Below are 18,637 nucleotides of genomic sequence, written 5' to 3'. Positions count from 1 at the left end.
AGCGTCCGGCGGGTGACACCGCTGCGGCTGCGCTACTGGGACGCGCGGCTGCACGCCGCGATCGGCGGCCTGCCCGCGAGCCCGGCCGACCGGTGGCTGCGGTGGCTGTCGAGGACGGCCGACCACGGCAAGCTGTGGTTCGCGGTCGCACTGGTCCTGGGGCTGCGGCGCGGGCCGCTGCGGCGGGGCGCGCTGCGCGGCGTCGGCTCGCTGGCGGTGGCCAGCTCGGTGGTCAACGCCGTCCTGAAGCGGGTGTTCGGTCGGGTGCGGCCGGACCTGGCCAACCTGACCACCGAGCGGCAGCTCCGCCGTGCGCCGCACACCCTCTCCTTCCCCAGCGGCCACTCCTCGTCGGCGGCCGCCTTCGCCACCGGCGTGGCGATGGAGAGCCCGCTGGCCGGGATCGCGCTCGGGCCACTGGCGCTGGCGGTCGGCTACTCGCGGGTGCACGTGGGCGTGCACTACCCGGGCGACGTCGTCTCGGGGCTGGCCATCGGGGCTGGGGTGGCGCTGGCCGGGCGGCGGTGGTGGCCGGTGCGGCCGACCGAGCCGGCGCGGGTGCGGGCGGCGCAGACGGCTCCGGCGCTGCCCGACGGCGAGGGCCTGGTGGTGGCGGTGAACCCGCGGTCCGGGCCGGAGGACTACGACCCCGCGGAGGAGATCCGGCGACTGCTGCCGGCCGCCGAGGTGCTCAGCACGTCCGCCGGGCGGAACATCACCGACCTGCTCGAGGAGGCGGTGCGCTCGGGGCGGCCGGCGGCGCTCGGGGTGGCCGGCGGCGACGGCAGCGTGGCGGCCGCGGCCGCGGTGGCACTGGACGCGGGCCTGCCGCTGGCCGTGGTCCCGGCGGGGACGCTCAACCACTTCGCGCGCGACCTCGGCGTGGAGACGCTCGAGGAGGCCGCCGAGGCGGTGACGGCCGGGCAGGCGGTGTGCGTGGACGTCGCCGACGTCAACGGGGTCCCCTTCCTCAACACCGCGAGCATCGGCGTCTACCCGGAGCTGGTGCGGCGCCGGGACGCGCTCGAGAGCCGGATGGGCCGGTGGACGGCGACGGCCGCTGCGGCGGCACAGGTGCTGCGCGGCGGGACGCCGGTGTCGATGGTGCTCAACGGGCGGCCGGCCCAGGTGTGGATCCTGTTCGTCGGCAACTGCGAGTACACGCCGCGCGGCCTCGCTCCGGCATGGCGGCCACGGCTGGAGGACGGGCTGCTCGACGTCCAGTACCTGCGCGCCGACGTCCCGTTCAGCCGCACCCGCGCGGTGCTCGGCGCGCTGCTCGGGGTGAGCGACCACAGCTCGGGCTACGCGTCGTTCCAGACGGCGCAGCTGCGGGTGCACCTGTGGTCGGGGGCGCAGCGGGTCGCCTACGACGGCGAGACCGGCGAGTCGTCCTCGACGTTCGTGTTCGGCAAGCGCTCGCCGCTGACCGTGTACTGCAGCCGCACGTCCTGAACCCCACTGCGGGCGTTGTCCGCGCCCTGCGGGTGCTGCAGGACCAGCGGTGCGCGAGGAACGCCCCCACTGCGGCGCCTCTGCGGTGTTCTCCCCGCTCCTGCGGTGCTGCACGACCGCAGGAGCGGGGAGAACACCGCAGGAGTGGTCCCTCCACAGGGGCACTGCGCGGAGGGCCGGTGAGTGGCTAGGGTCCCGGATCCGTGATCGCCGACGGGGGTGGACGACGCATGGGCAGGGCTGCGCGGACGGCGGGCGCGCTGGTGGTGGCAGCCGGTGCGCTCGCCGGGTGCTCCGAGGCCGAACCGGCCAGCGCGACCCTGCCGACGACGAGCGCGCAGGCCGCGCCCACGAGCGAGGCGCTGCCGCCGCTCGGCCCCGCCGACTTCCCGATGCCCCCCGAGGCCCGGACGCAAGACGGCCCCGGCGCCGAGGCGTTCACCCGCTACTACATCGGCCTCATCAACCGGACCTCGACCATCATGGACGCCGTGCCCCTGCGCGAGTTCAGCTCGAACTGCCGGGACTGCGACCGCATCGCAACTTTTGTCGATGATTACGCTGCTAGGGGATATCGATACCAAGGTGGAATCTTAACGATCACGTGGATGGGGTCAGCGTTCGAGCCGGGGGATACCGTTGAAGTCGGATTCGTGGCCGATCAAACGGAGCTTCAGGTGGTGGACGGCAGTGGAAATGCCATCCCCGAGTTGAGCTCACGCGCATACCCTGGGCTCAACTCGGGCATTGCCGCCAGTTGGGACGACGAGCGCAACACCTGGGTCGTCACAAGTTTGACGCTTGGCTGAGCGGGTCATGAAATTTGTATTACGAGGCGCAGTAGTCGCGTCTATCTGCGCGCTGTCGCTTCTAATTCCAGGAAGCGTGTCTGCAGATCCCTGTCAACGCGGCTGCCCGTCACCCGAAGTACGGTCCGGCCAAGGCTCATTAACTGCGAGCTACTTCGCCGTGTCGCCCGGCGGTGGCTATGCCGCGTCCAACGCAGCACCTGAAGCGCAGCCATTCACGTGGCGGCTCACGAGCCCTTGCTCGACGTGGACGGAGAACGACTGCAACCCCACCACCGATCAACCCTGCCCAGCGCCGCCGGACCGAGTGATCCGGTTCCTCAACGTCGAGCAGCGACGCCTCGTCCTGCCGGACGGCACGACCACTGACGGCTATCCGACGGGCGGCGCGGCGCCGGGAACGGCCGTCGGCCCGTGGACGGGCTTCAGCACGACCTGCGTGGACATCACGGACCTCAACCCGCCGCCGTCGCCGGACGAGGTGTTCCGCTACTTCCAGACCCTTCCCCTGCCGACGCTGACCACCCGCCAGCAGCCGCCCGGCAACGCGCTCGTCGGGCTGCCGGTCGTCTTCTACGCCGACGGTCCGACCAGCCAGGACTTCACCCTGGACATCCGCGGCTTCACCGTCGAGATCACCGCGACCGCGGAGTCCTTCACCTGGCACACCGGCGACGGCACCGATCTCACCACCACCGACCCCGGCGCCCCGTACCCCGACCAGACGGTCACCCACGACTACGCGGCCGGCACCTACACGGCCTCGCTCACGACCACCTGGAGCGGCACCTTCCGGGTCGACGGCAGCGCCGACGTCGCGGTGCCCGGCACGACGACGACCGAGGGGGCGCCGGTCACCTTCGCCGTCGTCGAGGCACGCGCCGTCCTCACCGACCCGTACGACTGACCGCCGTCGCCGCCCGGACCACCGCCAGGACCGCCAGCGCCGCGAGCGCCTCCCCCAGTTCCTCGATGAACGCGGCCGAGTACTCCGACACGGTCCCGGCGTCGTCCTGCACCGCCTCGACCAGACCGGTGAACGCGTCGAGGCCCAACGCGGTCAACGCGTAGCCGGCGAACGCGGACACCACCCGGGTGGCCCCGGCGACACCCCACGCCCGCCCCGCCCCTGAGAGCAGCGCGAGCGCCGGGACCGCGACGGCGAGGCCGAGCACCAGCGTCTCTGTCGGTGAGGCCTCGGACTCCAACGCGCTGTCGGACTTCAGGACCGCCAGCACCAGACCCGTCACGGCGACGCCGGCCCACCAGAGCCGCACGCGGCCCCTGACGGACCAGCCGCGGACGCCCGCCAGGACGCCGGCCGCGGCGAGGACCCCGGTGGTGAACAGCCGCGGCAGCCCGCCGACCGCGTCGAGGGAGAGGAGCTGGCGCACGGCCGGTGCCGTGCAGTACCCGAGCCCGCAGCTCAGCCGCACGGCGAAGGCGGCGCCGAACAGGACGACCGCCACCAGGCCGAGGAGGAGCACCCACCAGGCCGCCCGCCACTGAGAGCGGACCGTCGGGTGCACCCGGTGATCATCTCCCGCTCCGGGCCGCAACGGCATCGACCGGGCGGGGCATTGACCGAGCAGAGTGACGTGGCGATCACTAGGTTCCGATCAGGGTGTCCCGCACCGCAGCGCGGGCATGGGACACGCAGAAGGTCCCATCGACGGAAGAGGTCACCCATGTTGGTCCGCCGGATCGCCCGGCCCCTGCTCGCGTCGTCGTTCATCTACGGCGGCATCGACACCCTGCGCAACCCGCAGACCCGCGTGCCGGGGGCCAGGCCGGTGGTCGAGCAGATCACGAAGACCGCGGACCAGCAGCTGCCCGTGCAGGTGCCGCGCGACGTCGAGCAGTGGGTGCGGATCGACGCCGGGATCAAGGTCGGCGCCGGCTCGCTGTTCGCCCTCGGCAAGCTCCCTCGCCTGAGCGCTCTCGCGCTGGCCGGCAGCGTCGTCCCGACGACGCTGGCCGGGCACCGCTTCTGGGAGCACGAGGACCCCGAGGAGCGCTTCGGCCAGCTGGCGAACTTCCTCAAGAACGCCGGCCTGCTCGGCGGTCTGCTCATCGCCGCCGTCGACACCGAGGGCCGCCCGTCGGTGGGCTACCGGGCCCGCCGCGCCGCCAAGCGCGCCGCGGACTCGACGGAGAAGAGCTACGACAAGGCCACCAGGCGCGCGGCCAAGGCGCAGAAGAAGGCCGCCAAGAAGGCGAAGAAGGCCAGCTGAGCACGCCCCTCGGACCCGCGGCCGCGCTCCGGAGGATCGCCTTCCTCCTGGAGCGCGCCCGCGAGCCCACGCACCGGGTGGCCGCATTCCGCACCGCGGCCGCCGTCGTCGACGCGCTCCCCGAGGGAGAGCTCGACCGGCGGATCCGCACCCGGACGCTGACCGACCTGCGCGGCATCGGTCCCAAGACCGGCGCCGCGATCGTGCAGGCGCACGCCGGTGACGTCCCCGAGTACCTCGCCCGGCTCGAGGAGTCCCACGCCGAGCTCGTGCCGCTCGCCGACGACGTCGCCGAGTTCCGCAGCGCCCTGCGCGGCGACCTGCACACGCACTCGGACTGGTCCGACGGCGGCAGCCCGATCCGCGAGATGGCCGAGGCGGCGATCTCGCTGGGCCACGAGTACATGGCGCTCACCGACCACTCGCCGCGGCTGACCGTGGCCAACGGGCTGACGGCGCAGCGGCTGGAGCGCCAACTCGACGTCGTCGCGGAGCTCAACGAGGAGCTCGGCCCGTTCCGGATCCTCACCGGCATCGAGTGCGACATCAACGTCGACGGCAGCCTCGACCAGACCGACGAGCTGCTCGGCCGGCTCGACGTCGTGGTGGCCAGCGTCCACTCCGACCTGCGCGCGGAGTCGGCCGCCATGACCGAGCGGATGCTCGCGGCCGTCGCCAACCCGCACACCGACGTCCTCGGGCACTGCACCGGGCGGCTGCTCATCCCCCGCGAGCAGCGGGAGGGACGGCGACAACGGCCGCGGCCGGAGAGCGCCTTCGACGCCGAGGCGGTGTTCAGCGCCTGCGTCGAGCACGGCACCGCCGTCGAGATCAACTCGCGCCCGGAGCGGCTGGACCCGCCGCTGCGGCTGCTCGCGCTCGCCGTCGAACTGGGCTGCCAGTTCTCCATCGACACCGACGCGCACGCGCCCGGCCAGCTCGACTGGCAGGGCAACGGGTGCGAGCGCGCGGTCGAGACCGGCGTCGACGTCGACCGGGTGGTCAACACCTGGACCGCCGACGAGCTGCTCGACTGGACCGCCGGCTAGCGACCGCCGACGACGTCATCCACCGACCGGCGGGTCAGCTGCCGCTGAACTGCTCGCAGTCGCCGGAGCCGTACTCGACCGGCTCGTCGGCGTCCACCTCGGCCACCGCGAGGGCGAGCGGCAGGGGGTCGGAGAGCAGCTGGCTGTGGTTGATCTCGGCCCCCGGGCAGACGTCCTGAAGACGCAGGTTCACCGCCCCGTCGAGTTCGGAGGACTCGGGTGGCTCGACGGCACCGTCGCTCGCCGACCAGATGGACACCCAGCTCGCCGCACCGGGCGTCTCGTCCTGCTGCGCGAGCTCGTCGAGGAGGTCGCTGCCGGGGGTCAGCTGCTGGCACGCCTCGAGGCACTCGGCGAACACGGCTGCGCCGTCGGACCCGTGGTGCGGCGAGCCCAGGGTCACCACACGGTGCGCCACCTCGGCTCCAGCGGTCGAGACCCACAGGCGCGTGACGATCCCCCCGGCGGAGTGGGCGACGACGTCCACGCTGTCGGCGTCCGCGTCGGCCATCGCCTGCTCGGCGGCCTGCCCCAGCGTCCACGCGGAGTCCCAGAGGTCGCCGGTGTTGTCGTCGGGCAGGTCGACGATCGTGACGTTCCGGCCGGCGGCGCGCAGTGCGTCGGCCAGCGGCTCCATCTGCTCGGTCGTCCCCTGGTAGCCGTAGACGAGCAGGACGGGTCTGCCCTCGTCGTCGTCACCGGTCGCGAGCCGGACGCCCACGACGACGGCCGCCACGACCAGCAGCAGACCGACCACGAGCACCAGGGGCCTGCGGAGGGACGGGGGCACGGCAGGCACGCCTCAGTGTCCCTCGCGGGCGTCGAGTTCCACCCGCACCGCAGCAGCCACCTCGGTGACGTGGGGCACACGCAGGAGGCCGAGGTGGTCCGTGCCTATCCGACGGACGTCGAGGTCCCCGGGCAGCAGCGCGGACCACCACGCCGGGTCGTCGGTGTTCTCGTCCGAGAGGAAGACCAGCGCCGGTCCGGCCCACGGCGCCGGCCGGTGGAACCGCGCCACCCGGGCCCCCTGCTGGTGGAAGACCTCCGTGCGCACGGCGGGTTCGTACCGGAGGAGCCCGGCCCCGAGGATCCGGAGGCGGGTCCCCCAGAGCTCGCCCCGGTCGACGGGTCCGCCGGCGGGGCCCATGGTGCGGGGTGCGTCGTCCGGCTTGGCGGCCGGTGGCAGGAAGGTGTCGAGCAGGGTCAACAGCGACACGCTCCGTCCCCGCTCGCCGAGCAGCTGCGCTACCCGCAGAGCCACGAGGCCCCCCAGTGAGTGCCCGACCAGGGCGAGCGGCCCCTCGGGCGCCGCCTGCTCGACGATCCGCAGCGCCCGGCGAGCGGCCTGACCGACGGTCCAGTCCGGCAGGCCCCGCTCCTCGAAGCCGCGCGCCTGGATGGCGCTGACCCCGCGGTCCGGGCCCAGGCCCGCGGCGAACGACTCGAAGAACGCCGCCGCGCCCCCGGCGCCGGCGACGCAGAACACCGGGGCGCGGCACCCCGGCGGCCGCAGGCGCACCAGACCGGAGGAACGGGGCAGCCGTCCCTGGACGGCCGCCCGGTCCACGAGTGCGGCGAACTGCTGCAGGGTGGGGTTCTCCGCGAGGTTGCCGGTGGTCAGCCGCCGGCCGAGGTCACCGTCCACCCGCTCCAGCATCTCCTCGACGCTCAGCGAGTCCCCGCCCAGGGCGGTGAAGCTCTCGTCCCGCCCGACGTGGTCGAGCCGGAGGACCTCCGCCCAGATCCGCTCCAGCCGCCGCTCCGTCGGTGTGCCCGGGGGCGTCGGCTCGGGACGTGGCGGCGGCGCGGGCAGCGCGCCGACGTCCACCTTGCCGCGCTCGTTGCGGGGTAGCTCGGTCACGAGGACGACGTCGCGCGGGACCATGTAGTCCGGCAGCGACCGGCCGGTGTCGGCACGCAGGGCGGCCGGGGACGGCGTCCGGCGCGACGGGACGGGCACCACCCAGGCGACCAGCCGCTGCTCGCCGGTCTCCTCGGGGACTGCGCGGACCACGACGTCGAGCACGTCGGGGAGTCCCCGCAGGGCGGTCTCGACGTCGGCCGGCTCGACGAGGTAGCCCCGGATCTTGGCCGCGTCGTCGACCCGTCCCCGGAGGACGAGCGTGCCGTCGGCGTCGATCTGCGCGCGGTCGCCGGAGCGGTAGCGCGTGCGCCCGTCCGGGAGCGGGGTGAAGCGGTCGACCAGGGCGGCCGGCTCCTGCCAGTAGCCACCCGGGAGGTACGCCGAGGTGACGACCATCGTGCCCACCGTGCCCGCGGGGACCTCGGCGCCGTCCTCACCGACGACCGCCACCTCGCGGGTGGGCACGGGGAGGCCGGCCGGGAGCGGACCGTCGGGGACGGCCTGGCCGGGGAGCACCTCGTAGGTCGCCAGCATCCCGGTCTCCGAGGAGCCGAGCCAGTTCACGAAGCGCCCGTGCACGTGCTGCAGGGCGGCCGTGGCGTCGGACCCGAAGACCTTCTCGCCGCAGGTGGTCACCAGACGCACGCCCGGCAGCACCTCGTCCGGCCCCAGCGCGCCTACGACGGCCCGCAGGAGGGACGGCGTCGCGTGCAGCGTGGTCACCCGGCTGTCCAGCAGCCAGTCGACGAGCTCGCGGCGGCCCATCGACCGAGGGTCCTGCACGCAGAGCGTGGCGCCGTTGAGCAGCGCCATGGCGACCAGCTCCTGCCCGGCGGCGAAGGCCTGCGGCAGGATCAGCGACACCCGGTCGCCCGGGCCGATGCCGAACCTCACCCGGCCGATGAGGGCGGTCGACAGCATCGTGGCGTGCCGCAGCACCACGCCCTTGGGCTCCCCGGTGCTGCCGGAGGTGAAGACGACGGTGGCGGGGTCGTCGAGGGTCACGGCCGGCCGCACAGCCCGCGCGGGGCCCGACGTCCCGGGTCGCAGCGGCCGCACCGGGCAGACGCCCGACAACACCTCGGCGTCCCGGCGCTCGTCGTCGGCGAGGACGAGGCGCAGCCCCGCCCGGGACGCCACCTGCACCAGCCGGGCCTCGGGCTGCCGCACGTCGAGGACGACGCAGGGCCGCCCTGCCGCGATGACGCCCAGCATCGCGACGACGCTGTCCACGCCCTGCTCGGCGAGCACGCCGACCGGTCCGGGCGACTCCAGGCCGGCGAGCTCGTCGGCGACGCGGCACACGGAGGCCATCAGGTCGCGGTAGGTCAGGGAGACGTCCCCGGACTCGACCGCGACGGCGCCCCCTAGGACGGCGGCGACCTCCTCCAGCCGGTCGACGAGTCCGCGGTGCGGGCCGGGGAGTTCGAGCTCCGGCAGCCCGGGCACCAGTTCAGCCATCAACGCGCCTTCCTCGACGGACACGCCCACCGCGTGCGGGTCGCGCACCGCCCCGGGTGCGCGCCCGGCGCCTGGCGGGCCGCTCCACCGAGGTCCCGGTGGAGCTCCGGACGTCGAAGGTAGCCCAGCGCGACGGCGGGCTGTCCCCGCGGGAAGGCGGCCGCCCCGGCACTTCGCCCGATCGGGTCACGCGCGCCCGTGACCGGGCGGTCAGGGGTGAGTGCGGCTCCGCACCGTCTCCAGCGCGCGCCGCGCGATGCCCCGGGCGTCCCGCTCCAGCTCGGCCAGCGGTGCCCTCGGCGGACGGAGGACCGTCGCCACCAGGGCCTGCGGGCTCGTGCTGCGCCGCACCTCGATCCGCGGCCACGCGTAGCGTCCCCGCCGGGTCCGGGGGTGGCGAGGCCCCTCGAGGGCGAAGGCCGCGGTGTACCCCGCCCGCCGCGTCGCGGCGCGCACACGGACGTCGTGCTCGCCGAAGGGATAGGCCAGCACCGGCTCGATCGGCAGCCCGGTGGCCCGCAGGTCGGCCAGCGACTGCACGAGTTCCCTGTCCAGGCCTGCGGCGTCCTGCTGCGTCAGGTGGGCGTGGGTCGCCGAGTGGACGCCCAGCGACCAGCCCTCCTCGACGAGCCGGCGCAGCTGGTCGACGTCGAGCAGAGGGAGCTCGACGGCCCCGCGCTCGGCGTCCCACCTGTTGGTGCCCCCCAGCTGGCCGGACACCACGAACACCACCGCGGGGATCCCCCGCGGCGCGGTCACGGGGAGGGCGCCGTCGAGCAGGCTCGTGTAGGCGTCGTCGAAGGTGAGCAGGACGCTCCGCGGGGGCAGCGGCGCACGCCCCCGGGACCGGTCGAGCACGTCGCGCAGGCCGACGAAGGTGAACCCCGCCGCGGTCAGCGCCTCGACGTGCTGCTCGAGCTGCTCGGGCGTCACGCACCACTCACCGACGACGGGGTCGTCCACCTTCTCCACCGCGTGGTAGGCGAGGACCACCGGAGCGCTGCCGGTGAGGCCGAACCCGCCGCCCTCGGCCACCCCGCGCCAGTAGCAGGCGTCGCGCAGGCGGGTGTACGCCCACCCGGTGAGCAAGCCGGTCGCCACCGAGGCGGCACGGGCCACGACGGGACGGGCCACGGCGCGGCCCAGGCGCGATGGCACCAGGTGCGCCCAGCGGGAGAGCAGCCGGCCGCTGGGCGTGCCGGCACGGTGGGCCGCCAGGATCTCCGGCAGCAGGTCCGGGTGCTTCCGGACCAGGACCGCGTCCGCCCTGCCGCCCTGGCGCCACTGGCGCATGTTCTGTTCAGGCGTGACGACGTAGCGCTGGTGGGTCACCGCCCCGGGGGCGTAGCGCACCGCGGCTCCGCTGCGCAGGAGCCGGTGCAGGAAGTCGGTGTCCTCGGCGCCGAACTCCCCTCGTGCGTTGAACGACTCGTCGAACCCGGCAGCCCGCTCGAACACGTCGCGGCGCACGGAGAGCTGCCCGGTGAGCAGGTCACCGAGGGACAGCTGGCCCCGGGTCTGCAGCAGGCGCTCGTGCCGCTCGCGCGCCCACTGCTCCACCCCGCTGCTCAACAGGGTGCGCGGGGAGTCGGGGTGCAGTGGGATGTGCCCGATCACGGCGTCGGCGCCCTGCCGGAGGACCGCGTCGTGCTCGACCAGCAGTCGCGGGTCGGCCACCATGTCGTCGTCCAGGAAGAGGAGGACCTCGCCGCGCGCCTCGCCGGCGCCGTGGTTGCGGGCGGCGGCCGCCCCCTGGTTGTCCTGCTCCAGCACCCGGACCGGGAACGGCACCGGGACCGCACGGGCCGCCTCGGCGCTCCCGTCGGTCGACCCGTCGACGACGACGATGAGCTCACAGGGCCAGGGCGTCTCCAGCCGGGCCAGTGCCCGGATCGTCTCGACCAGCACGTCACGACGTTGGTAGGTCGGGATGACGATGCTGAACCGCTGACTCTGTGCGACCGCCTCGGTCATCCCCTGCCCCTGTCGACCTGCGCTCCGGTGCGCCCTTGCACCTGACAGTATTCGAAGCGACCCGGACTCCGGATCGCTCTCACTGAGAGTGATGACGTCGGCGGAGTGCTCGCCGGCTGCGCAGGTAGGCGGCCGGGCCCTTCAGGGCGCCGCGGCGCTCGAGCCAGACGAGCTCCCGGGGCGGCGGCGCACCGAGCAGCGCCTCGGCCGGGTCCTCGGCGCCGGCCGGCTCCTGCCCGCCGGTGAGGGCGCCGCGGGCCACCCGGGGCAGCTGCGAGAGCACCCCGCCCACGTGCCAGGGCTCCGCGCGGACGAGCGAGCTGAGCATGGCGGTGAAACCGAGGCCGTAGGCCTCGATCTGGCCACGCAGCGACGGGTAGTCCGCACGGTGGGTGTGGTGGACGACGGCGCGCGGCTCGTAGCCGATCGACCCCCCGCCGGCCAGCAGCCGGATGAACATCGCGAGGTCCTCGCCGCCGCGCGCGGGCGTCCCGGTGCCGAGCGCCTCGTCGAACGGCCCGAACCGCTGCAGGGCGCGGGCGCGGAAGGCCATGTTGGCCCCCGCGCCGCAGGCGCCGGCGCCGTAGACGGCGAAGCGGCGCACCTCGGCGCCGTCCCAGTCCTGGACGGCCACCTCCGCGCGGCGGGTGAGGCGGTTGCGGCCGGCCGCGCCCCGGTAGGTCAGCGGGGTGAAGACGCGGGTGGCGCCGAAGCCGCCGTAGTGGCGCTCGAACCACAGCTGGGCGGCGGTCTCGAGCTCCGCGGGGAGGATCAGCCCGGTCACCGCGTCCTCGTCGGGGCGCACGGCGAACCGGGTGGCGAGAGCACGCAGCCACCCCGGGTCGACCTGCACGTCGTCGTCGGTGAAGGCGACGACCTCGCCGCGGGCGCTGCGGACGCCGGCGTTGCGAGCGGCGGAGATCCCCGGCACCGGCTCGCGGACCACGCGCACCCGCGACAGCCCGGCCACCAGCTCCGGCAGCACCTCCGGCGTGCCCGGGCGGGAGTTGTCCACGACGACGACCTCGAAGTCGGGGTGGTCGAGGGCGTCGAGGGCCACCAGGCTGGCGCGCAGCTGCCCGGGCCGGGCGAGGTTGGTCGGCACGACGACGCTGACGCTGGGCAGCACCGGCGGCGTCGGCGGCTCGGGCGGGGCGCCCGGGTGCCCGGCCACCGCGGCGTCCACGAGCACGCGGACGGTGTCGGACGGGAGCACGTCCTGCCCGCCGAAGCCCGCCTCCACGACGGCGACCGGCGCGCCACCGCGCCGGACGACGAGCCAGACGCCGGCCCACCGGCTCCCGTCACCGCGCTCGGCCGGCAGGGACGGGGCAGCGTCCTCCGCGTCGACGACGACCACGTGGACGGGTCGGTGGTCCTCGAGGAGGGGGCTCGTCACCGGGCCACGGTAGATCGGGACCGGCCGTCCGGACGGCCGGACGGCGGACGGCTCACCCGTTCGGCCGACTCTCCACCGTCGTGTCGACGGCCGCTCCGGCGACCCCGTCCTCGAGTCGGGCGCGCGCCGACCGCAGCTGGTGGAACAGCCAGGGCAGGCACGCCACGGCGAGGCCGAAGCGCACCAGGTTCCAGGTCAGCGTGTGCGGCACCCACAGCGTCGCCGCACTCACCGCCGCTGCCGCCAGGACGCCCAGCAGCAGCATCCGCGGGATCCGCGGCACCTCGACGCCCCGGGGGATGGCGATCCGGTAGCCGATCGACTCGACGGCGAAGGCGGCGACCGTCGCCGCAGCCGCCCCGAGCAGCCCCCACCGGGGCACCAGGACGATGTTGATCGCCACGTTGGCCACGGCCGCGACGATGGCGCTGATCGCCAGGCCACGGGTGTGGTGCCGGGTCATCAGCTCCCACACCCAGCCGACCCCGAGCAGGACCGGCAGCCCCGCCAGGGCCACCAGGTAGACCACCGGATGGAGGTCGGCGGGGCGGAACGACGACGGCGCCACGACGGTCAGGACCAGGGGCGCCGCGAGGGTGATCCCGAGCATCACCGGGCTCATCAGCTTCAGCAGGCCGGCCCGGGCCAGCCCGATCACCGCCCACCGGGCCCGGTCGTCCCGGACCGCCGCGATCCGCGGCAGGAAGGCGCCGTCGATCATGCCGATCAGGAGCACCGCCAGGTTCCCGACCACGTAGGCGATCTGGTACCGGCCGGCCTCCTCCGGACCCAGCAGGCGCTGGATCACCAGGCGGTCGCTCGCGTTGAGGACGAAGACCGCCAGGCCGCTCACCATCAGGGGCAGTCCCAGCCGCACCGCCCGACGGGTGACGACGAGGTCGGCACGGCGGGGCAGCCGCGGCCGGACGAGCACGATGCCGAGCAGCAACGTGGCCGCCAGCGTGACGAGGTTCCCGGTGGCGTAGGCGCTGGCGGTGCGCTCCTCCGCGGTGAAGAGCACCACGAGGCCGGCCGCCTGGCCGCCCAGGGCGGCGAGCACGTTGACGGTGGCGAAGGCCGCCAGCCGGTCCTGGCTCAGCAGCAGGGCCGACACCATGTAGACGCCCGCGGCCAGCGGAGTCCAGCCGACGACGATGCCGACGATCGGGTCGTCGGTCGGGAAGCCCAGCGCCGGCGCCCAGAGCGGCGCGGACACGTACGCGATCCCGGTGAGCGTCAGCGCGACGAGCAGCCCGACGCCGACGAGGGTCCGGGCGGTGTGGTCACGCCCGGTCTCGGCCCGGATGAGGATCATCGCCTGGTCGAGCCCGATGAGGGCGAGCACGACCAGCACCTGGTGCAGGGCGATGGCCGAGGAGAGGTGGCCGAACTCGTCGCCGGGGAGCACGTGGGCGAGGACGGGCGAGACCACGGTGGCGGTGATCAGTTGCAGGGAGAGGACCCCGACGTAGAGCAGGTCGCGACCGAACAGCTTGGAACTGCGCGAGTGGCGCTCGTCCCCGGCCGGCTCGGCGCTGGGGCCGGGGACGAGCAGCCCGGTGTCGACCGGCCCGACGTCGCCCTGCGGGGACTCGACGTCCCGTCGGGGAGAGTGGCCGGGACGGTGCACGTGGGTACTCCCTGCTCCTGGACCCCGGGGGCCCGCGGCGGCACGCCGGGCGGGTCTCGCGGATCCGTCATGGTGCGGTGTCGTCGGGGACGCCGCGCCACTGCGGCCGCCCCCGGGAGGATCTCACCGGCGCTCTGACACGGCCTCCGGTGACACTACGACCAGCGTCGCACCCGAGCCCGGTCGTGGGGGCCGCCGTCCCCCGATCGGTTGTGACGTCGAGCACCACCGGAGCGGGCCACGCCCGAGAGCTCGACCGAGTGATGCCGGCCGATGACGCAGCGTGATGATTTGAGCCCTCTGTAGCCCAGCTGTCACCTCTCTGGGTTGTCAGGTCCGCGAGCCTTCTGTAGGAATGTCGGGGGTTCGGGGACACACAGAGTCACCGACCTGCGAGTTCCAGGGTTCCGACCGACGGCTGAACCAGCCGGGCCGACGTCGTCCACGTGCGCAACCCAGGGCTTCTGAACAGACAACGGGCAGCAATGACCCGCCGGGCGTCCACTGGTCGCCTCGTGCCCGGCGGTGAGCAGTGGCGAAACCGGGCCCTCGTCACGTCGAGAGGACTCCTCATGCGCTCCCGTCACGTGCTCGGCCTCCACCAGGAGAGCGGACAGGCGCGTCAGCACCCCCGCGTCAGCGTGGTCATCCCGACCTACAACGAGGCGAAGAACCTCCCCCACGTCTTCGCCCTCCTGCCCGAGGACGTCCACGAGGTCATCGTGGTCGACGGGCGCAGCGTGGACGACACCGTCCCGACCGCCCGCGCCCTGCGGCCCGACGTCAAGATCGTGATGCAGAACCGCATCGGCAAGGGCAACGCCATGGCCTGCGGCTTCGCCGCCGCGACCGGCGACATCCTGGTCATGCTCGACGCCGACGGCTCGGCCGACCCCCGGGAGATCCCTCGGTTCGTCGCCGCGCTGGTCGACGGCGCGGACTTCGCCAAGGGCACCCGCTTCGCCAACGGCGGCGGGAGCTCGGACATCACCCGGATGCGGGCCTGGGGCAACCGGCAGCTCAACCGGGCCGCGAACGTGCTCTTCGGCACCCGTTACACCGACCTCTGCTACGGCTACAACGCGTTCTGGCGGCACTGCCTGCCGCACCTGGAGCTCGAGGCCGGCGGGCGCCCGCAGGAGGAGCGGCTCTGGGGCGACGGGTTCGAGATCGAGACCCTCATCAACACCCGTGTGGCCAAGGCCAAGCTGCGCATCGTCGAGGTGCCCAGCTTCGAGTTCGAGCGCATCCACGGGCAGAGCAACCTCAACACCTGGCGGGACGGCCTGCGGGTCCTCCGCGCGCTGGCCGTCGAGCGGGTCAACGGCAAGGGCCGGGCCGCCACCCCCGCCACGATCACCGCGGCCGCCACGGCGGCCAGCGCCGCCACGCTGACCCCGCAGCCCCGCACGCCGGCCGACAGCGATGCCGAGGTCGTCGCGTTCCGCTCCGCCTGACCCGGCGACGGGTGGCACGGACCGGGACGGGAGCGTGACCGGCCGGGCCGGCACGGTGGCCGGCGCCCTCGCGGCCCTGGCCGCCGTCGTCGTGCTCGACCTCGCGCTGGCCGCCCGGTCGTGGTCGGTCCCGGTCGAGGCGGTGCTGGACGAGCCGGCCCACCTCCTGACCGCGTGGCTGCTGCTGACGGCGGCCGGCGTGCGGTCCCGGCAGGTCGTCGCCTGGGCGCTCGCCGGAGCGGTGCTGATCGACCTCGACCACCTCCCGATCTACGCGGGGTTCGCGGTGACCGCCGGCGGCGGGCGCCCGGTCAGCCACTCGGTGACCGCGGTGCTGGTCCTGCTGGTGGCCGCCGGGGTGTGGCGGGCACAGCGCACCCGGCTGGCGGCGCTGGCGCTCGGCGTCGTCCTGCACCTGGTGCGCGACCTCGGATCCGGTCCCGGCGTCCCGGTGCTGTGGCCGTGGCTGTCGGACTCGCTCCGGGTCCCCTACGCCGTCGGCCTCGCCGTGCTCGTGGCGGCCGTCGCGGTGGTCGCCGTCCGCGCCTGGCGGGACGGCGCCGGCACGACCGCCTCACCCGGCCGGACGACTCCCGGCTCCCCTCCCCACCGACAGGCTGGATAGTGGCACAGGTGTCCGGCACCACGACCCCGCGTTCCCTCGTCACGAGCTCCGTCACCGTCGTCGTCTGCGCCTACACGATGGAACGCTGGCCGGACATCGAGGCCGCCGTCGCCAGCCTGGGCGCGCAGACCCGCCCGCCCGAGCAGGTCGTGCTCGTCAGCGACCACAACGCCGAGCTGCTGGAGCGCGCCCGGTCGGCCTTCCCCGGCGTCCTCTGCGTGGCGAACGCCGGCCCTCGGGGCCTCTCCGGGGCGCGCAACACCGGCGTGGCGGCGGCCACCGGTGACGTCGTCGCCTTCCTCGACGACGACGCGACCGCCGAGCCGGACTGGGTCGAGCGGACGCTGGCCGCCTTCGCGGATCACGACGTCATCGGCGTGGGCGGCAACGTCGTCCCCGACTGGCGGGCGCCCCGGCCGTCCTGGTTCCCCGACGAGTTCCTGTGGGTCGTCGGCTGCAGCTACCGCGGGCTGCCCACCACGCGTGCCGAGATCCGCAACCCGATCGGCGCCAACATGAGCTTCCGACGGGACGTCTTCGGGCCGGCCGGCGAGTTCGACACGGACATGGGGCGCCTCGGGAAGGACGCCGCGGGCTGCGAGGAGACGGAGTTCTCCATCCGCGCTCGGCGCGCCCACCCGGGCGCCCGCATCGTCCTCGAGCCGTCGGCGACCTGCCGGCACGGCGTCAGCCCCGACCGGGTGACCCGCGTCTACTTCCGCCGTCGCTGCCGGGGGGAGGGCCGGTCCAAGGCGCTGGTCAGCAGCCTGGCCGGAGCGGAGTCCGCCTTGGAGACCGAGCGGGTGTACGTCCGGAAGACCTTGCCGCAGGGCGTCCTGGCAGGCCTGCGTGACGCGCTGCGCGGGGACCTCTCGGGCCTGGCCCGCGCGGAGACCATCGTCGAGGGCGTCGCCCTGACCGCGACCAGCTACGCGCTGGCCCGGCTGCGCGCGCTCGCCCGCCGCGCCCGCAGGTAGAGCGCCGGGCCGGCGAGCCAGCCGCGCACCTCGCTGGCGAGCGCGCCGCGCGGCGGCGGCACGTCGTCACCGAGCCTCTCCCCGGTCCGCCGCCGGATCCCGACGGCGTGCCGCACCCCGCGCGGGACCCGACGGACCAGGTCGCGCCGCACGTCGCGCTGCAGCAGGCACTTGGTGAGGTAGGCCGTCAGGCCGGTGCCGTAGCCGTAGAGCTGGCGCAGCAGCGCGGCGTGGTCGGCGCGGTGGTGGTGCCAGACGAGCGCGGCGGGCTCGTAGGCCAGCGCCGAGCCGGCCCGGAGCACGCGCACGAAGACGTCGAGGTCCTCGCCGCCGCGGGTGGGCGCTCCCGCACCGAGCGCCTCGTCGAAGCCGCCGAGCCCCCGCAGCATCGCGGTGTCGAACGCGAAGTTCGCGCCGGTGCCGAAGACGCCCGCCGAGTAGGGGTACAGGACGTCGTCCCGGGCGTTGCCGGCCAGGTCGTAGAGCTCGGGCTCACAGCGGGTCGACCAGGAGGCGGCGCGGGCGTCGAAGTAGGCCTCCTCGCCGGAGTCCACGCCCGCGGTGGCCACCAGCCCTGTCACGCAACCGACGTCGGCACGGCGCACGAAGCCGCGCAGCAGGCCCTGCACCCAGCGGGGGTCCACGGCGACGTCGTCGTCGGTGTAGGCCACCACCGCGCCGCGGGCCTCGGCCAGGCCGCGGTTGCGCGCCCGGGACAGCCCCGGCCGGGGCTCCACCACGTACCGGAACCGGGTGTCCCGGGCGGCGAAGCCCTCGACCACCCGGCGGGTGACGTCGTCGGTGGGCGCGTTGTCGACCACCAGCAGCTCCAGGTGCGGGTGGGTCAGGGCCGTCAGCCGCTCCAGGCACCCGGCGAGCGCCTCCCCCCGGTCCCGGGTGCACACGACCACGGTCACCTCGGTGTCCGGGGTGGCCAGGCCCGGGCAGCCTGCCGCCGGAGGGGGGACCTCGCCCCCGGGCGCCCAGCGCACCCCCTCCGCAGCGAGGTGGGCGGCGATCGCCGCGGCGTGGCGCTCCCGGCCGGCCCGGGCGGCCTCGGCGGCGTCCGGGCCTGCTCCGGCGGCCGGCACGTCCACGTAGCCGACCGGGTCGCCGTGCAGCCGCACCAGCACCCGCGCCCGTGGCTGCCCGCCGTAGCGGCGGACACCGGCGACCGCGGGCGCGGCGGCCAGCTCCAGTTCCCCGCACCACGTCGGAGTCACGACGGCGCCTGGCGCGGCCTGCTCGGCCCCCACGGCACCTCCTGCATCTCGAACCGGCCCCGATCCAGGCGGCGGGGTCGTCGGACGCTACCCCGGCCCGGGAGCGGCCACGTGCCGCCGTCCCCCGTCACGGTGATCGGCGAGCCGTCAGGGGGCCAGGCGCAGCAGCCGGCCCAGCAGCGCCGGGCGGCGATAGCGAGCACAGGGACAGAGCGCGCAGTCCGTCCCGCGGCGGTAGTGCGCATGGGCCTGCTTCCCGTGGTCACACGTCGAGCAGAGAGGGACCTGGGGCGTCGCCTGTGAGACGACCGCGGGACGAAGGTGACGCCTGGGCCGGTACCGGAGGTGCTCCTGGGATGTCACGACGGGCTCAGCCATGGGTCCACTCATCTTCCCGGGACCTGGGGCCCCTGCTCTCCGCTATTGACGCTAGGTGACTGTAACCTCACAACAGGTTGCGAGGTCGGCAGCCGCCGC

15 protein-coding genes are annotated in these 18,637 nt (G+C 74.6%); 8 read left to right on the top strand and 7 right to left on the bottom strand.

Annotation, left to right across the window (positions count from 1 at the left end):
* Positions 1–12 precede the first annotated feature (12 nt).
* The 3 genes from BM414_RS01175 to BM414_RS30485 all read left to right on the top strand — a co-directional run bounded on the left by BM414_RS01175 (position 13) and on the right by BM414_RS30485 (position 3,171).
* Positions 13–1,455, top strand: coding sequence for a bifunctional phosphatase PAP2/diacylglycerol kinase family protein (locus tag BM414_RS01175; RefSeq protein ID WP_217644457.1), 1,443 nt, complete (start codon positions 13–15; stop codon positions 1,453–1,455).
* Positions 1,456–1,658: 203 nt separating this feature from the next.
* Positions 1,659–2,264, top strand: a complete 606-nt coding sequence (locus BM414_RS01170) for a DUF6318 family protein (RefSeq protein ID WP_139245683.1) — start codon at positions 1,659–1,661, stop codon at positions 2,262–2,264.
* A gap of 439 nt (positions 2,265–2,703) precedes the next feature.
* Complete coding sequence (locus BM414_RS30485) at positions 2,704–3,171, top strand: hypothetical protein (protein ID WP_175551369.1); 468 nt, start codon at positions 2,704–2,706, stop codon at positions 3,169–3,171.
* On the opposite strand, the gene BM414_RS01160 is transcribed toward BM414_RS30485, so the two are convergent.
* Positions 3,152–3,793 carry a hypothetical protein gene (locus tag BM414_RS01160; protein ID WP_093577616.1) on the bottom strand — a complete coding sequence of 214 codons (642 nt, stop codon included), beginning with the start codon at positions 3,791–3,793 and terminating at the stop codon, positions 3,152–3,154. The two genes, BM414_RS30485 and BM414_RS01160, sit on opposite strands and share 20 nt — an antisense overlap.
* A 159-nt stretch (positions 3,794–3,952) precedes the next feature.
* Between BM414_RS01160 and BM414_RS01155 the strand changes: the two genes are divergently transcribed.
* Entirely contained in the window at positions 3,953–4,498 is a 546-nt protein-coding gene (locus BM414_RS01155; protein ID WP_093577615.1) for a DoxX family protein, read from the top strand.
* Entirely contained in the window at positions 4,495–5,547 is a 1,053-nt protein-coding gene (locus tag BM414_RS01150) for a PHP domain-containing protein (protein WP_093577858.1), read from the top strand. Before BM414_RS01155 ends, BM414_RS01150 begins: the two co-directional genes overlap by 4 nt.
* Before the next feature lie 34 nt (positions 5,548–5,581).
* Here BM414_RS01150 and BM414_RS01145 read toward each other — a convergent pair whose 3' ends face one another.
* From BM414_RS01145 to BM414_RS01125, 5 genes are all read right to left on the bottom strand, one after another.
* Positions 5,582–6,337 carry an esterase/lipase family protein gene (locus tag BM414_RS01145; protein ID WP_245784375.1) on the bottom strand — a complete coding sequence of 252 codons (756 nt, stop codon included), beginning with the start codon at positions 6,335–6,337 and terminating at the stop codon, positions 5,582–5,584.
* 12 nt (positions 6,338–6,349) lie between these two features.
* Positions 6,350–8,875 (bottom strand): alpha/beta fold hydrolase, encoded by a 2,526-nt coding sequence (locus tag BM414_RS01140; protein WP_139245682.1) that lies wholly within the window; start codon positions 8,873–8,875, stop codon positions 6,350–6,352.
* Between the two features lie 210 nt (positions 8,876–9,085).
* Complete coding sequence (locus tag BM414_RS01135; RefSeq protein WP_093577612.1) at positions 9,086–10,849, bottom strand: glycosyltransferase; 1,764 nt, start codon at positions 10,847–10,849, stop codon at positions 9,086–9,088.
* A 79-nt stretch (positions 10,850–10,928) separates the two neighbouring features.
* Positions 10,929–12,248, bottom strand: coding sequence for a glycosyltransferase family 2 protein (locus BM414_RS01130; RefSeq protein ID WP_139245681.1), 1,320 nt, complete (start codon positions 12,246–12,248; stop codon positions 10,929–10,931).
* Between the two features lie 52 nt (positions 12,249–12,300).
* Positions 12,301–13,878, bottom strand: a complete 1,578-nt coding sequence (locus BM414_RS01125; protein ID WP_093577610.1) for a lipopolysaccharide biosynthesis protein — start codon at positions 13,876–13,878, stop codon at positions 12,301–12,303.
* A gap of 572 nt (positions 13,879–14,450) precedes the next feature.
* Between BM414_RS01125 and BM414_RS01120 the strand changes: the two genes are divergently transcribed.
* The 3 genes from BM414_RS01120 to BM414_RS01110 are packed head-to-tail and all read left to right on the top strand — an operon-like array spanning position 14,451 to position 16,937.
* On the top strand, positions 14,451–15,335 hold the full coding sequence (locus BM414_RS01120) for a glycosyltransferase family 2 protein (protein ID WP_093577609.1): 885 nt from the start codon (positions 14,451–14,453) through the stop codon (positions 15,333–15,335).
* Between the two features lie 34 nt (positions 15,336–15,369).
* A complete protein-coding gene (locus BM414_RS01115) occupies positions 15,370–15,960 on the top strand; it encodes a metal-dependent hydrolase (RefSeq protein ID WP_093577608.1) in 591 nt (196 codons plus the stop codon).
* A gap of 8 nt (positions 15,961–15,968) precedes the next feature.
* Positions 15,969–16,937 (top strand): glycosyltransferase family 2 protein, encoded by a 969-nt coding sequence (locus BM414_RS01110; RefSeq protein ID WP_245784374.1) that lies wholly within the window; start codon positions 15,969–15,971, stop codon positions 16,935–16,937.
* Here the strand turns inward: BM414_RS01110 and BM414_RS01105 are convergent.
* Positions 16,889–18,193, bottom strand: a complete 1,305-nt coding sequence (locus tag BM414_RS01105; RefSeq protein ID WP_093577607.1) for a glycosyltransferase family 2 protein — start codon at positions 18,191–18,193, stop codon at positions 16,889–16,891. The genes BM414_RS01110 and BM414_RS01105 overlap by 49 nt on opposite strands.
* Positions 18,194–18,637 lie beyond the last annotated feature (444 nt).

Source organism: Geodermatophilus amargosae, from assembly GCF_900116515.1.
In the GTDB taxonomy this organism is placed as follows: domain Bacteria; phylum Actinomycetota; class Actinomycetes; order Mycobacteriales; family Geodermatophilaceae; genus Geodermatophilus; species Geodermatophilus amargosae.
The sequence above is the reverse complement of the archived record's forward strand: the minus strand, read 5'-3'. Positions and strand labels throughout refer to the sequence as shown.